This is a genomic window from Streptomyces sp. NBC_01334, assembly GCF_035983595.1.
Lineage (GTDB): Bacteria > Actinomycetota > Actinomycetes > Streptomycetales > Streptomycetaceae > Streptomyces > Streptomyces coriariae.
Genome location: NZ_CP130718.1, coordinates 4,227,090 through 4,241,090 on the forward strand (window position 1 = coordinate 4,227,090; position 14,001 = coordinate 4,241,090).

Genomic DNA, 14,001 nt, shown 5'->3' on the forward strand with positions numbered 1-14,001 from the left:
TGCAAGGGATGGTGCGAGGCGCTACGTCGAAGAGTCTGTCGGCGGGAGGGGGTCCCTCGCGCTGGTGCTCGGGCCCGTCTTTCCGGGGGGTTAACCCCACCCCCCGGAAGTGGTGCCGGCCGCCCCCCAGCGGCGTAAAGCCAGGTTAAGGACGGGACCCCGCCCATCTCCTCCTCCGGCAGTACGAACCCTCCCCGAGCCGTAGTACGGAGGTACCCCTAGGGGCCGTCCACCGTGAGGTGGAGGGTCCTTCGGGGTCGTCTCCACCCTCCGGCCCAGTCAGGCTCCACCCTCCCGCGACGCGAGGGTCAAGTGGGAAGCTGACCCCCGGCAGTTAGATGCAAGGGGCACGGGAGATACGGGGGGCATCAGGTGGGGGACATCCAACCGGCGACACGCGAGGCCGCGCGGCCGACCGCACCGGGCAGACGGGGAGCGGTCGTCGCCGCCCTCATGCTCTCCATGGCGCTGGCCGCCCTCGACTCCACCGTGGTCTCCACGGCCGTCCCGCAGATCGTCGGCGACCTGGGCGGGTTCTCCGTCTTCTCCTGGCTGTTCTCCGGCTATCTGCTAGCCGTGACGGTCACCCTGCCGGTCTACGGCAAGCTGTCCGACACCTTCGGCCGCAAGCCGGTGCTGGTCGCCGGGGCGGTCCTCTTCCTGCTCGGCTCGCTGCTGTGCGCCCTGGCGTGGAACATGGGGGCGCTGATCGCGTTCCGCATCGTGCAGGGCCTGGGCGGCGGGGCGTTGCAGGGCACGGTGCAGACGCTCGCCGCCGACCTGTATCCGCTGAAGGAGCGGCCGAAGATCCAGTCGAAGCTGTCCACGGTGTGGGCGGTCTCGGCGGTCGCGGGGCCCGGCCTGGGCGGGGTCCTGGCCGCCTACGCGGACTGGCGCTGGATCTTCCTCATCAACCTGCCCATCGGGGCGGTGGCGTTGTGGCTGATCGTCCGTCATCTGCACGAGCCGCAGCGCCAGTCGTCGCCGTCCGGGCAGAAGACGACTCCACGCGCGCGTGGCGGGTCGCGGGTACGCGCGACGCGTGGCGCCACGCGTGCACGCGCGCGTGTCGACTGGGCGGGTGCGCTGGCGGTGTTCGCGTGCGGCGGGGTGCTGCTGACCGCGCTGGTGCAGGGCGGGGTGGCGTGGCCGTGGCTGTCGGGGCCGTCACTCGCCCTGTTCGGTGCCGGGCTGGCGCTGGCAGGGCTCGTCGTCGTCATCGAACGCCGGGCGGCGGAGCCGATCATCCCGGGCTGGGTGTGGCGCCGCCGTACGATCGCGGCGGTCAACCTCGCGCTCGGCGCGCTGGGTCTGCTGATGGTGGCCCCTACGGTGTTCCTGCCGACGTACGCCCAGTCGGTGCTGGGCCTGGGGCCGGTGACCGCCGGGTTCGTCCTCTCCGTCTGGACCCTGAGCTGGCCGCTGTCCGCCGCCCTCAGCCAGCACGTCTACCGGCGCATCGGTTTCCGTGACACGGCGCTGCTGGGCATCGGCGCGGCGACGCTCATCCTGCTCGCGTTCCCGTTCCTGCCGTATCCCGGCCAGGCCTGGCAGCCGGCCCTGCTGATGCTGCTGCTCGGCGCCGCGCTGGGCCTCTTCCAGCTCCCGCTCCTGGTCGGCGTGCAGTCGACGGTGGGCTGGTCGGAACGCGGCACCACGACCGCGTCCGTGCTGTTCTGCCGTCAGACCGGGCAGACGATCGGCGCGTCGGTGTTCGGCGCGGTGGCCAACGGGGTGCTGGCGGCCCGGCTGGGCGGCGCGGGCGATCTGGACTCCGTCACCCGCGCCCTCGCCGCCGAAACGGCGCCCGAGGCCGTCCGGGACGCCGTCGCGAGCGCCGTTCACGCCGTCTACCTGGGCGCGGCCTGCGCGGCGGCCCTCGCCTTCCTGGTGCTGCTGTGCGTGGCCCCACGACGGTTCCCCGTGCTGACGGACTGACGGCCGACGGGCCGAGCTATCGACAGACCGACGGGCCGACCGATGGGCTGACGGGCAGACGGGCCGACCGACGGGCCGACGGACCGACCGATGGGCTGACGGGACCGGGCGGCCGGCCGATGGCCCCACCACGCTTCCGTGAAGATGATCACCACAAAGGCCACAGGAGCCACACAGATGTGGGGTTAACGCGGGTAACACCCCAGGTCAGGCGGCATTTCGCGCAGTAAGCGCATACCGACCACTCAGTTTGGTGAAAACCCTTCGCAGCCGCCGTACTCCCGAGTAACGTGCGTCCCTCGCACCACCCCCCACTCCCTGCGGTCCGCCGCCACGGACCCGAGCCACGCAAGGAGCACGGGATGTCACACGACCCGTCACACCCCGGCCCGACCTACCCATGGCAGCCGCCACCCCAGCCGCCCGAGCCACCTCGGCGCCGGCCGGCCGACCACGCCCCGCTGGGGCGCCACAGCGACCTGCGGGTCCTGCGCGGCGCCTACCGCCGCCAGCGGCGGGTGGCCACACTCACCGCGCTCGGCTACTTCGTCGTCTTCCTGGTCCTGTCGGCGTTCGCGCCGTCCCTGATGACCGGCAGGGTCGCCACCGGCCTCCCCGCGGGTCTGCTGCTCGCCCTGCTGCAACTCCCGGTCACCTGCGCGGCGATCTTCCTGTACGAGCGCACCGCCCGCCGCCATGTGGACCCGCTCGCGGACCGCATCCGCAAACTCTCCGAGATCGACGCGAAGCGGGACGCGCGCGGAACCCGTACCAAGGAGGCCGGACGATGACGGAGTTCAGCGACGACGCGCAGACGATGTCCCTCGTCGCGTTCACCGCGATCGCCACGATCACGTTGCTGCTGTGCGTGATGACCGGCCCCGACCGCGACGACCTCGCCGAGTTCTACACCGGCTACCGCTCCCTCTCCCCGCTGCGCAACGGCCTGGCCATCGCGGGGGACTACATCTCGGCGGCCACCGTCCTGGGCACCGGCGGGGTGATCGCACTGTGCGGCTACGACGGTGTCGTCCTCGCCCTCAGTACGGCACTCTCCCTGATGCTGATGATGTTCCTGCTGGCCGAACCGCTGCGCAACGCGGGCCGGTTCACCATGGGCGACGCGCTGGCCCGCCGGATGCCGGGGCGTGCGGTGCGCATCACGGCGTGCGCGGTGACACTCGCCGCGCTGTTGCCGATGATGCTCGTGCAGCTCGCCGGCACCGGTCAGCTGCTCGCCTTCATCCTGGGGTTCTCCGGCGCCTCGGTGAAGACGGGATGTGTCGTCTGCATGGGCGTGCTGATGATCAGCTACGCGGCGATCGGCGGCATGAAGGGCACCGCCCTCATCCAGATGCTGAAGATCGTGATGCTGCTCGGCTCCGGCACGGTCATCGCCGTGCTCGTCCTGTACCGCTTCGACTGGAACCCGGGCACCCTCTTCGACGCGGCGGCCGAGGGCAGCGGCGTCGGCGACGCCTTCCTGCACTCGGGGCTGGAGTTCGCCGGCGGCCCCTTCCCCCGCGTCGACATGATCACCGCCCAGTTGTCGGTCGTCCTGGGCGGCGCCTGCCTGCCGCACATCACCATGCGCATGTACACCGCCTCCAGCGCCCGTCAGGTACGCCGGTCGATGTCCTGGGCGGTCTCCGGCGTCGCGCTGTTCGTGCTGATCATGACGGTCGTAGGCTTCGGCGCGACGGCGATCGTCGGCCGCGCGGTGATCGCACAGGCGGACCCGCAGGGCAACACCGCCTACCTGCTGGGCTCCCGGGGCGCCTTCGGCAGCGAGGTCTCCACGGCCGAGACCCTGCTCTTCACGACCGTCACGACGGCGATCTTCCTCACCGTGCTCGCCTCGGTCGCCGGCATGATCCTCGCCTGCGCCAACTCCCTCGCCCACGACGTCTTCGCGGCACGCGACCCGCAGATGTCGGCGCGCCGCGAGATGCTCCTGGCCCGGCTGTCCGCGCTGGCCGTCGGCGTCCCGACGATCCTGCTCGCCGCCCAGGTCCAGCACCGCAGCCTCCAGCCCCTGGTCACCCTCTCCTTCTGCCTCGGCGCCTCGGCGCTCGCTCCCGCCCTCGTCTACAGCCTCTTCTGGCGCCGCTACACCCGGACGGGCCTCCTCGCCACCCTCATCGGCGGCACCCTGTCCGTCCTGATCCTCATGCCGGGCACCAACCTGGTCTCGGGCTCGCCCGTCTCCGCCTTCCCCGAGGCCGACTTCAACTGGTTCCCCTTCACCACCACGGGCATCGTCACCGTCCCCCTGGGCTTCGCCTTCGGCTGGCTGGGCACGGTGGTCTCGGGGCACCGCAAGGCGGAGGAACAGCGCCGCCAGTACGAGGCGGTGGAGGGCTGGATCCTGGCGGGCGCGGGACGCAGGGAGGCGTGAGCGCGGGCGGTGCGGACGCTCACCCACCGCGCCACACCGACCGCCGCGGACCGACCGCCCCAGGCCGACTGCCCCATGCCGGCCGCCTGACGGCGGTCAGTGCAGTCAGTACGGTCGATGCGGTCAGTACGGTCGGTGCGGTCAGCCCAGTCAATGCAGTCAATGCAGTCAATGCAGTCAATGCGGACGACGCAGTCCCGCGACGAGGAGTTCGACCAGTCGGGGCGGGTCGTAGCGGGGGTCGTTGTCCGCGCCGACGCACAGGTTGCCGACGCCGCGCATGACCTCGTAGGCCTGGAAGCCGGGCCGGATCTCACCGGAGGCGGCCGCGGCGTCGAGCAGTCGGCCGCACACGGGCACCAGGCGGTCGAGGAAGTACGCATGCAGCGTCTCGAAGCCCGCGTTGTCGGACTGGAGCACGGCGGCGAGTCCGTGCTTGGTGGCCAGGAAGTCGACGAAGAGGTCGATCCATCGCCCCAGCGCGGCGTACGGGGTCGGGCCTTCCGCCAGCAGGGCCGGACCGGCTTCGGCGCAGGCGTCGACCTGGTGCCGGTAGACGGCGATGATGAGGTCCGCCCGCGTCGGGAAGTGGCGGTAGATCGTGGCCGTCCCGACGCCGGCCCGGGCCGCGATGTCGCGCACCGGCGCTTCGACGCCCGCCGTCACGAAGATCGCGGCGGCCGCGTCGAGCAGGGTCTCCTTGTTGCGCCGGGCGTCCGCCCGCTGGGGCCGGGCCGTGTGCCCCGCACCCCGGTCACCGTCGTTCACCGCGCCGCCTCTCCTCCGCCTGCTCGCCCACTGCCTGCCTGCTCACTGTCCGCTTGCTCACTTCCCGCTCGCTCACTGCCTGGCTCGCGCTCAGCGGACCGGCCTGCCATCCACCCTGTTGCTAAACGGAACAACGTTCCGTATGTTCAAACGGGACACGGTTCCGTTTGCTCATCATGCCAGAGCGGCGGGCTCGTGACCAAGCCACGCACGCGTGGCGACACGACGCCTCATCCTCGAAGAGGAGACAACGGTCATGCAGTACCGCACTTTGGGCCGCACCGGTGTGCAGGTCAGCTCCCTCGCGCTCGGCGCCATGAACTTCGGCAGGATCGGGCGCACCGGCCAGGACGAGGCCACCGCCCTCGTCGACGCCGCCCTCGAGGCCGGGATCAACCTCATCGACACCGCCGACATGTACAGCGACGGCGAGTCGGAGGAGATGGTCGGCAAGGCCATCGCCGGTCGGCGCGACGACGTCGTGCTGGCCACGAAGGCCGGCATGCCCATGGGCGACGAGCGCAACCGGCGGGGCAGCTCGCGCCGCTGGCTCGTCACCGAGCTGGACAACAGCCTGCGCCGGCTCGGCGTCGACCACGTGGACCTCTACCAGATCCACCGATGGGACCCGAGCACCAGCGACGAGGAGACGCTCTCGGCGCTGACCGACCTCCAGCGCGCCGGAAAGATCCGCCACTTCGGCTCCTCGACCTTCCCGGCCTATCGCATCGTGCAGGCCCAGTGGGCCGCCCGCGAGCACCACCTGAGCCGCTACGTCACCGAGCAGCCCAGCTACTCGATCCTCCAGCGCGGCATCGAGACCCACGTCCTGCCCGTGACCGAGGAGTACGGGCTCGGCGTCCTGGTGTGGAGCCCGCTGGCCTCGGGCTGGCTCACGGGCGCGATCCGCGAGGGCCGGCCCGTCACCACCAGCCGCTCGACGTTCATGCCGCAACGCTTCGACACCGCCGTCCCCGCCAACCGGGCCCGGCTCGACGCCGTCGAGCAGCTGGCCGCGGTCGCCGACGAGGCCGGGCTGACCATGATCCAGCTCGCGCTCGGCTTCGTGACCGCGCATCCCGCCGTGACGAGCGCGCTCATCGGCCCCCGCACACCGGACCATCTGCGCGCGCAGCTCGCCGCCGCGGACACCGTGCTCTCCGCCGATGTGCTCGACGCGATCGACGCCGTCGTCGCCCCGGGCACCGACCTCGCCGCACACGAGAAGTTCGACACCCCGCCCGCGCTCCTCGACCCGTCACTGCGGCGCCGCTGACCCGCGGGACGGCCTCCCCTCACCGAAGGAAGCGACCACTCCATGTCACCCACACCCCGGCCCCGCTTCGGGATCATGACCGCCCCCATGCAGGTCGACTACCACGACGTCTTACGGGTCTGGCGCGAGGCGGACGCCATCCCGGAGATCGAGCACGCCTGGCTGTTCGACCACCTCATGCCGATCGGCGGCGACCCCGACGGCCCCACCCACGAAGGCTGGACCCTGCTCTCGGCGCTCGCCGCCCGGACCCGACGGCTGCGGCTCGGCGTCATGGTGACCAGCAACCGCTTCCGGCCGCCCGCGATGCTGGCCAAGATCGCCACGACCGTCGACATCGTCTCCGGCGGACGGCTCGACTTCGGCATCGGCGTCGGTTCGCGCCCCGACCACCCGCTGGCCCGGCGCGAGTACGCGGCGCACGGCCTGCCCTTCCACGACACGGCGCACGCCGTGGGGAGCCTCGCCGAGGCCTGCACGGTGATCCGACGGTTGTGGACCGAGGAGAAGCCGTTCGACTTCGACGGCATTTACCACCGGCTCACCGGCGCGTTCGGCAACCCCAGACCCGTCCAGCGCCCACACCCGCCGATCCTCGTCGGCGGCCGCTCGGCCGCGACCCTGCGCGTGGCCGCAGAACACGCCGACCTGTGGAACATCCCGGGCGGCGACCTCGACGACGTCGTCCGCCGCAGCGCCCTCCTGGACCGCTACTGCGCCGAGATCGGCCGCGACCCCGCATCGATCACCCGCTCGATCCACCTGCCCGTCTCCTACGACCGGCCCGACGCCACCCGGGACGCGGTCGGCGACGCGATCGCCGCCGGCTTCCGGCACATCGTCCTCGGACTGCCGACGCCCTACCCCGCCGACGCCGCACGGTGGGTCGCCGACGAGATCGTCATCCCGTCGTCGTAGACACCGGCCGTCCGCGCGGCCGACAACTGCGGCCGGGTCCCGATCCCGCAGGGTCCCGATCCGCCACGTCCCAATCTCACCGGTCCTGATCGCGTCAGGCCCCGATCGCGTCAGGTCCTAGTCGACCGTGCGGCCGGTGAGTGCGCTCAGGCTGTTGCGTACGTGGTCCATGTGCGCCTGCACGTCGTCCCGACGTTCGCCGTGCTCCCGCAGCAGCCGCTCCGTCTCGTGGACGACGCGCTCCTCCCGGGCGTGCGCCTCGGCGAGAAGCTCGGCGGCACGCGCGTGTGCCTCTTCCTGACAGAGGCGGTCCGACTCCTCGGCCTCCGCGTACGCCTGCTCGGCCTCGGACAGTGCCGCCTCGGCGCGGGCCATCGCCCGATCGTGCCGCGCGTCCAGGGCGGCGGCGCGCTCGGCCTCCTCGCGCTCCGCCGCAGCCCACCGCTCGGCCTGCTCCTTCTTCTGTTCGGCGAGCATGCCGGCGGTGCGCTGCCGCACCTCACGCAGGGCGCCCAGCGCCTCGCCCCGATACTCCTTGACCTCGCGCCGGGTGCCGATGCGGAGCTCGTCGGCCTCGGCGCGGGCCGCGAGCAACCGCTGGCGGGCGCGTTCCTCGGCCTCCGCGCGCAGCGCGTCCGCCTCCTCCTGCGCCGCGCGGCGCACGTCGAGGGCGCACGTCTCGACGTATGCGAGGTGCTCACGCGCTTCACTCCGCGCGTCGTCGCGGACCGCCGCCGCCTCTTCCAGCCCGAGCTGGAGAATGCGCCGTGCGCGCTCCCCGAGGGATTCGTACGTCTGCGGCGCGAGCCGGGTCACCACCTCGCGCAACCGCTCGGCCTCCTCCTCCATCTCCCTGGCGAGCACCGTGAGCCGGGCGGCCCGCTCCCACGCGGCGTCCCGGTCGGCGCAGAGGGCGGCGGTGTACGCCTCGACCTGTGCCGGGCGGTAGCCGCGACCGCGAACGGTCACGAACCCCGGCGGTGACATCGATGCGCTGCTCATCCTGTAACCCCTCGCCACCCGACGGACACGACATGATTATTTCGCGCATATCTTGATGGATCGGGCGTAAGGGTTCATAACGCGACACTCCGCGCACAGGTCACGGCCAGCCCCGAACGCAAAGGGGCCGGACCCGATCATCCGACCGGGTCCGGCCCCATTCCGTCCTGCTCGCCCGCGTACGCGTACGAGGTTCCGCGCGCCCTTACGAGGCGCGGCGACCGCCCGTCACAGCAGTCCGTCCCACATCTGCTCCAACAGCACCGACCACCAGCTCTCGGGCGAACCGAGCGCCGCCGGGTCGAGCGAGGCCAACTGGGCCTGGAAGTCGACGGTCCAGCGACCCGCCTGCTCCTGGTTCAGACCGAACCGCAGCCGCCACATCCGCCCCAGCAGCGCCAGACAGCGCGCGAACTCCGGCAACCCGGTGTTCACGAACTGCGGCGGTACGGGCGCACCGCCCGGCCCCGCCTCCACCGGCACGGCGACGATGTTCGCCGTGCCGTACTGGACACAGATCGCCTTGCCGAAGTCGCTGCCCATGACGAGGTACGAGCCCGCGTCCGACGCCGGCTGCACGCCCCGTTCGGCCGCCAGCTCCGCCAGCGTCGGCACCGGCCGGCCCGGCTGGGCCTGTGCCCAGAAGAACGGCCCCATGTCCGCCGGCAGACCCGCCACCACCAGGGTGTGCGCCACGACCGGCGGCACGCCCTGCCGGGACACCGCGGCCTGCTCGAAGCGGAACACCGCCGGCCCGAACACCGCCGCCAGCTCCTGCCCGATCGCCTCCGGCGGCAACGGCGGCGCGGCCTGCACCGGCGGCAACGGCGCACGAACGGGCGCCGGACGCGCCGGTCCGTCCGCCACCTGGTGCAATTCGCCCTGGTGCGCCAGCAGCTGCTGCATGCCCTGCTGCCGGCTCGCGTGATCCGTGCCGTACGGCGCGATGCTCGTGATCCGGGCCTGCGGCCACTGCTCCCGCATCATCCGCGCGCAGTAGGCGCCCGGCAGCTCGCACGACTCCAGCTCCGTGTGCAGCTCCAGCACCTGGTCCGGCGGCACGTTCATCGCCCGCAGCTCGTGGAAGATCTGCCACTCCGGGTGCGGGGTCCCCGGCGCCGAACGCCGGATCAGCTGCTGCTCCGAGCCGTCCTGCGCGCGGAAGCGCAGCACGGCCTGATAACCCGGGCCGACCGTCGGCAGCCCCTGCTGCTGCGGATACCCGTACGCGGGCGGCTGCCCCGGCGCCGGCCCGCCCGGCGGCATCGGGGGCTGAGGGGCGCCGGGAGCCGTACCGGGGGCGGGAGCCATGCCCGGGGCACCCGGGAAACCGGGCGCCGCGGGAGCGCCGGCAGCACCCGGGAACCCGGGGCCACCGGGAGCCTGCGGCGGCGGGGGTGCGCCGGGGCCACCCGTGTGGGGCCCGGCCAGCATGGTCTGCGCATGGTGGACGACACCGGGCCCGCCGGGCGTACCGGGGGCGCCAGGGAAGCCAGGAGCACCGGGAGCCTGCGGTGCACCGGGGGCACCCGGAGCGGCCTGCGCGCCGGGCATACCCGGAGCACCGGGCGCGCCAGGCGCGTGCGGCGCACCCGGGACGCCAGGCGGCTGCGGCGCGCCCGGCCCCATCCGGCCGGGGTCGGCGAGCATCGTCGCGGCGTGGTGAACGCCACCGGGAGGCGTACCCCCGGGCGGGTTCGGCCCGGCGGGCGCGCTCGGCGCACCGGGCACACCGGGAGGCTGTGGCGCACCCCCCGCACCCTGACCCGCGCCCGGACCACCCGGGCCACCCGGACCCGCGGACCCGTCCGGGCCGAGGGACGACACGAGCTGGGTGGGCACATAGCCGCCCGCCGGGGTACCGGGCGCACCCGGGCCGGAAGGCGGCGGCGGAGGCGTGTTCCCCGGTCGCGCGCCCGGCGTTCCCGGCGCACCCGGCGGAGGCGGCGGCTGCGCCCCTCCACCACGCTGACGACGCGGAGGCGGCGCCGCCTTGCTGGTCGCGGCGTCCGCGATGTCACCGGCGTTCGGCGCGAGCGGTCGCGCGGGCGTGCCCGGACCGGCCGGAGGCGGCGTACCGGGACCGGCCGCCGAAGACGAGGACAGGGAAGCACCCGCGGAAGAACCCGGGGACGAGGACGGAGCCCCGGGACCACCCGGCGCGCCCTCGCCCGGCCCCTGCGGGTAGCCGTACGACGAACCTGCCGCACCGGCCGGACCGGACGGCGGAGTCGGCGGAGCCGGAGCGGTCGGCGGGGTCGGGGAAGTCGGAGGAGCCGGGGAAGTCGAGGAGCCCGGTGTGTTCCCGGCCGCACCCGCGCCACCCGGCCCCGTGCCACCCGCCCCCGGAGCGTCGAGCGCGGGGGCGACCGCCGTCCGCGGAAGCTGGCTGCCGCCCGAGATGAGCGCCGTCTTGGCGTCCGGCGCGGACGTCGGCGGCGACGTCTCGTCGTCGGAGCCGCTCAGCGGCGGCGCGAACACGGTCGCGGGCAGCGAGACGGAACGGTCGTCACCGGCGTCGGCGTTGGTGTCCGTCCCCGCCCACGGCGTCGCCCCGACGGGAGCGGCGGGCGCGGACGACCCACCGGAACCCGGACCCGCGGGCACCCCCGCCTGTGTCTCGGGCAGCCCGCTCCCCGACACCCCACCCTGCGTCCGGGGAAGCGAGGGGTCACCGCCCGGCGCGACACCGGACGAACCGGAACCCGAACCCGCACCGGCACCGGCACGTACGCCGGACCCCGGCGCCGAAGCAGCCTCGCCGTTCCCGGAACCAGCCGCGGAACCGGAACCAGCCCCCGAACCGGCCTCCCGACGATCCGCGATCCCCAGCTTGTCCGCCGCCTCCTGCAACCACTCCGGCGGCGACAACAAGAACGACGTCTGATTCAGATCCACCCGTGCCGCGGGCGCCGGCACCGCGTCGGCGGGGGCGTCCGTGCGGCCGTACTCCTCCTCGTACCGGCGGATCACCTCGCCCACCGGCACCGAGGGCCACAGCGTGGCCTCCCCGCTGTCCCGGGCGATCACCAGCCGCTGCGCGCCGCCGTCCGAACGCGGTCCCTCCGCGCGGTCCTCGGCCCACACCACGAACCCGAGTTCGAACTCGCGCACCCGCACCTCACGGTGCTGGTACGCCGGCACATCCCCGTTGATCCACTCTTCGGCGCGCTCCTGCGCCTGCGCGAACGTCACCATCGTCCAGCTCACTCCCCCACCGAAGACGCGGCCGCCGCCGGCACCGCACGCGCGAACCCGCCGTCCACCATCAGATTGGCCACCGTCTCCAACTCCGGCGGATTACCGGCCAGCCTCGACAGGAAGACGTCGAAGTCCTCACCGCACGGCAGCAGCAGCCGCTCCATGCGCTCCGCGGGCGACCACGCCGGGTCGACGTCCCGGATGTCGTCGTACGCGCAGAACCACACCGAACCGGCCCGCTCGCCCCGCACCTTCACGGCGAGCAACCCGCCCTGCACGAACGCGACGCCCAGGTAGTCCTTGGTCAGGTGGTCACGCAGACACTTGTTCACGTACACGAGGTCGTTGACCGCCGCCTCGTCGCGCACCGTGAAGAACGGCTGATCGACGAGGAGCCCCAGTTCCGCGTCCAGGGCCGCGCCCACCGGCGCACACCCACCGGCCGCCTTCACGAACGACCGGTACGCCCCCGGCAGCCGGTACCCGAGGTCCTCCTCGACCCCCTGGACCTGCTGTTCCGTCACCGCCACGCCCGACTTCGGCAGCCCGAAGTGCACCGGACGCGTCTCCTGAAGCGGCCGCGTCCCGCGCTTCGCCTGGTCCACGACCGCCGACGACACCCCGCCGTGATGCCGCAGCAGCGCCTTCACCTCGACCGGAACCAACTCCAGCCGCCGCGAACCCACGACGTGGTGCCACGTCCAGCCGTGCGGTGTCGCCACGCTCGACACCGTGTCCCACAGCTCGTGGCCCGACGCCGCCAGCACCGCGTTCGCCGAAACGTAGTCCGTCAACCGCAGCTCGTCCACGCCGAAGCCCTCCGGCGGATCCGCGATCTCCGCCGCCGCCCGCGCATAGGGCGAGAAGTCGGGGTAGCCCCGCTCGTCCATCCGCACACCTCTCGGGTGCCGTGCCGCCCGGACCGGATCCGGGAAATGCACGACCTGCCCGGCATAGGCCGCGTTCGGCGGCGCGGCTTGCTGCCCGAGCCGACCTGTCGTCATGGCGGTTGCCCCCTGCGGCACTCTGTACGGCCCGCAGCGGCCGGTTCCGCTTCCGGATCCACCCACCACGCCCCGTATCGACTGTCTCCAACAATCTCCAACGCGCGTCAACCGCGCGCCGACGGTGCCGACAGCCTATGCGGTACGACGACAGCGGTCACCGGCCCTCCGCTTCCGTGACCAGCCGTCACCCCGCCGTGACAGCCCGCCCAAACCCGGGCGTGTCGAACCGCCCCAGCTTCCGCACCCGCCACGCCATTTGGCACTCTGTGACGTCCGGGGGGATGCACGGGAGGGGAAAACGATCATGAACGCGACTCAGACGGGGTCTCACACCGGCAGGTCGGACGACCTGTACACCGGCAACACGGCCGCCCACGACACCGGCCGCACCGGCGATCCGCACACCGGTCGGTCGGGCGATCCCCGCATCGGCTGGTCCGCCACCGAGACCCCGCACGCGCCCGTCCTCCGCCACCGCCGCGACGGCATACTCCCCACCGTCGCCGCCGCTCTCTCCGTCCGCGGCGCCACCCTCACCAGCACCGCCGCCCGCGCCGACCAGCCGCCGCCCCTGCACCCGCTCGTCCAGGACTTCCTCGACACCCTCACCAGCACCCAACGCGACCGCTTCACCGGACGCTGTGCCGAGGCGCTCCTCATCTCGCGGCATCTCACCGCCGCCGACGCCGCCCGCAGCAGACGCGCCGCACGCCGCCCCATGACCAACGGCGAAGCACGCAAGACCCTCAGACAGGCCAAGCTCACCACCCGCCGCATCCGCGAGGACGGCGACCCCCTGCACGGCAGCTTCGCCGCCCCGTGCCGCGCCTGCACCGCGCTCAGCGCCCACTTCGGCGTCCGCATCGTCGACCCGTCGACCGCAGGCGACTGAACCGCCCCCTACCGCCACCCCGCGCAGGACGACACGACGGCCCCACCGGGCCACGCACCACCAGCTCGACGAACGAAGGGCCGATGCACCCCGACCGCACCTCCACCACACGCTTCCCCGTCCCCCTCGACGCCGCACTGCGCGCCGCCGGCTGGCAACCCGGACGCTGGGACATCAAGCAGGCCGAGATCTGGGCCGACACACTCCGCGAACACACCTCGCCCGCCGGACACCGACACGCCGTCTTCCCCGCCGCCGTCGAGGCCTGGGCCGAATTCGGCGGCCTGACCATCGCCCCCACCGGCCCCGGCCGCCAGGTCGCGCCCACCACCGTCCACCTCGACCCCCTGCACGGCCTCCACCTCGCCCGTACCCTCGCCGACCTGGGCCGCGCCCTCGACACCGACGTCGCCCCCCTCGGCACCGAGACCGACACCCAGGGCATCCTCGCCATCGACGCCGAAGGCCGCGTCTACGCCCTCGACCACACCGGCGACTGGTACCTCGGCCCCGACATCGACCAGGCCCTCGGCGCCCTCGCCGCCGGCATCGAACCCCTCCGCCTCACCGCCGGCTGACCGGCCGACGCGGGCCTCCGAGG

At 73.1% G+C, this 14,001-nt stretch carries 11 protein-coding genes; 7 read left to right on the plus strand and 4 right to left on the minus strand.

Annotated features, from left to right (window positions below):
- The first annotated feature begins 372 nt into the window (after positions 1–372).
- The 3 genes from OG736_RS18805 (at position 373) to OG736_RS18815 (ending at position 4,336) form a co-directional block, all read left to right on the plus strand.
- Positions 373–1,938, plus strand: coding sequence for an MFS transporter (locus OG736_RS18805; protein ID WP_327183477.1), 1,566 nt, complete (start codon positions 373–375; stop codon positions 1,936–1,938).
- Positions 1,939–2,300: 362 nt separating this feature from the next.
- On the plus strand, positions 2,301–2,729 hold the full coding sequence (locus OG736_RS18810; RefSeq protein WP_327183478.1) for a DUF485 domain-containing protein: 429 nt from the start codon (positions 2,301–2,303) through the stop codon (positions 2,727–2,729).
- A complete protein-coding gene (locus OG736_RS18815) occupies positions 2,726–4,336 on the plus strand; it encodes a sodium/solute symporter (protein WP_327183479.1) in 1,611 nt (536 codons plus the stop codon). Before OG736_RS18810 ends, OG736_RS18815 begins: the two co-directional genes overlap by 4 nt.
- Positions 4,337–4,513: 177 nt before the next feature.
- On the opposite strand, the gene OG736_RS18820 is transcribed toward OG736_RS18815, so the two are convergent.
- A complete protein-coding gene (locus OG736_RS18820; protein WP_327183480.1) occupies positions 4,514–5,104 on the minus strand; it encodes a TetR/AcrR family transcriptional regulator in 591 nt (196 codons plus the stop codon).
- Between the two features lie 256 nt (positions 5,105–5,360).
- Between OG736_RS18820 and OG736_RS18825 the strand changes: the two genes are divergently transcribed.
- Positions 5,361–6,380 (plus strand): aldo/keto reductase, encoded by a 1,020-nt coding sequence (locus OG736_RS18825; protein ID WP_327183481.1) that lies wholly within the window; start codon positions 5,361–5,363, stop codon positions 6,378–6,380.
- Between the two features lie 42 nt (positions 6,381–6,422).
- Complete coding sequence (locus tag OG736_RS18830) at positions 6,423–7,298, plus strand: LLM class flavin-dependent oxidoreductase (protein ID WP_327183482.1); 876 nt, start codon at positions 6,423–6,425, stop codon at positions 7,296–7,298.
- 117 nt (positions 7,299–7,415) lie between these two features.
- Here OG736_RS18830 and OG736_RS18835 read toward each other — a convergent pair whose 3' ends face one another.
- From OG736_RS18835 to OG736_RS18845, 3 genes are all read right to left on the minus strand, one after another.
- Positions 7,416–8,300, minus strand: a complete 885-nt coding sequence (locus OG736_RS18835) for a V-type ATP synthase subunit E family protein (RefSeq protein ID WP_327183483.1) — start codon at positions 8,298–8,300, stop codon at positions 7,416–7,418.
- 228 nt (positions 8,301–8,528) lie between these two features.
- Positions 8,529–11,498 carry an SUKH-4 family immunity protein gene (locus tag OG736_RS18840; protein WP_327187644.1) on the minus strand — a complete coding sequence of 990 codons (2,970 nt, stop codon included), beginning with the start codon at positions 11,496–11,498 and terminating at the stop codon, positions 8,529–8,531.
- An 8-nt stretch (positions 11,499–11,506) separates the two neighbouring features.
- On the minus strand, positions 11,507–12,505 hold the full coding sequence (locus OG736_RS18845; protein WP_327183484.1) for an SMI1/KNR4 family protein: 999 nt from the start codon (positions 12,503–12,505) through the stop codon (positions 11,507–11,509).
- Between the two features lie 307 nt (positions 12,506–12,812).
- Here OG736_RS18845 and OG736_RS18850 point away from each other — a divergent pair, with 307 nt between their 5' ends.
- Positions 12,813–13,400, plus strand: a complete 588-nt coding sequence (locus tag OG736_RS18850; protein ID WP_327183485.1) for a YwqJ-related putative deaminase — start codon at positions 12,813–12,815, stop codon at positions 13,398–13,400.
- A gap of 83 nt (positions 13,401–13,483) precedes the next feature.
- The gene (locus OG736_RS18855; RefSeq protein ID WP_327183486.1) at positions 13,484–13,978 is read left to right on the plus strand and encodes an SUKH-3 domain-containing protein; all 495 of its coding nucleotides are present in this window, start codon (positions 13,484–13,486) and stop codon (positions 13,976–13,978) included.
- The last annotated feature ends 23 nt before the right edge of the window (positions 13,979–14,001 follow it).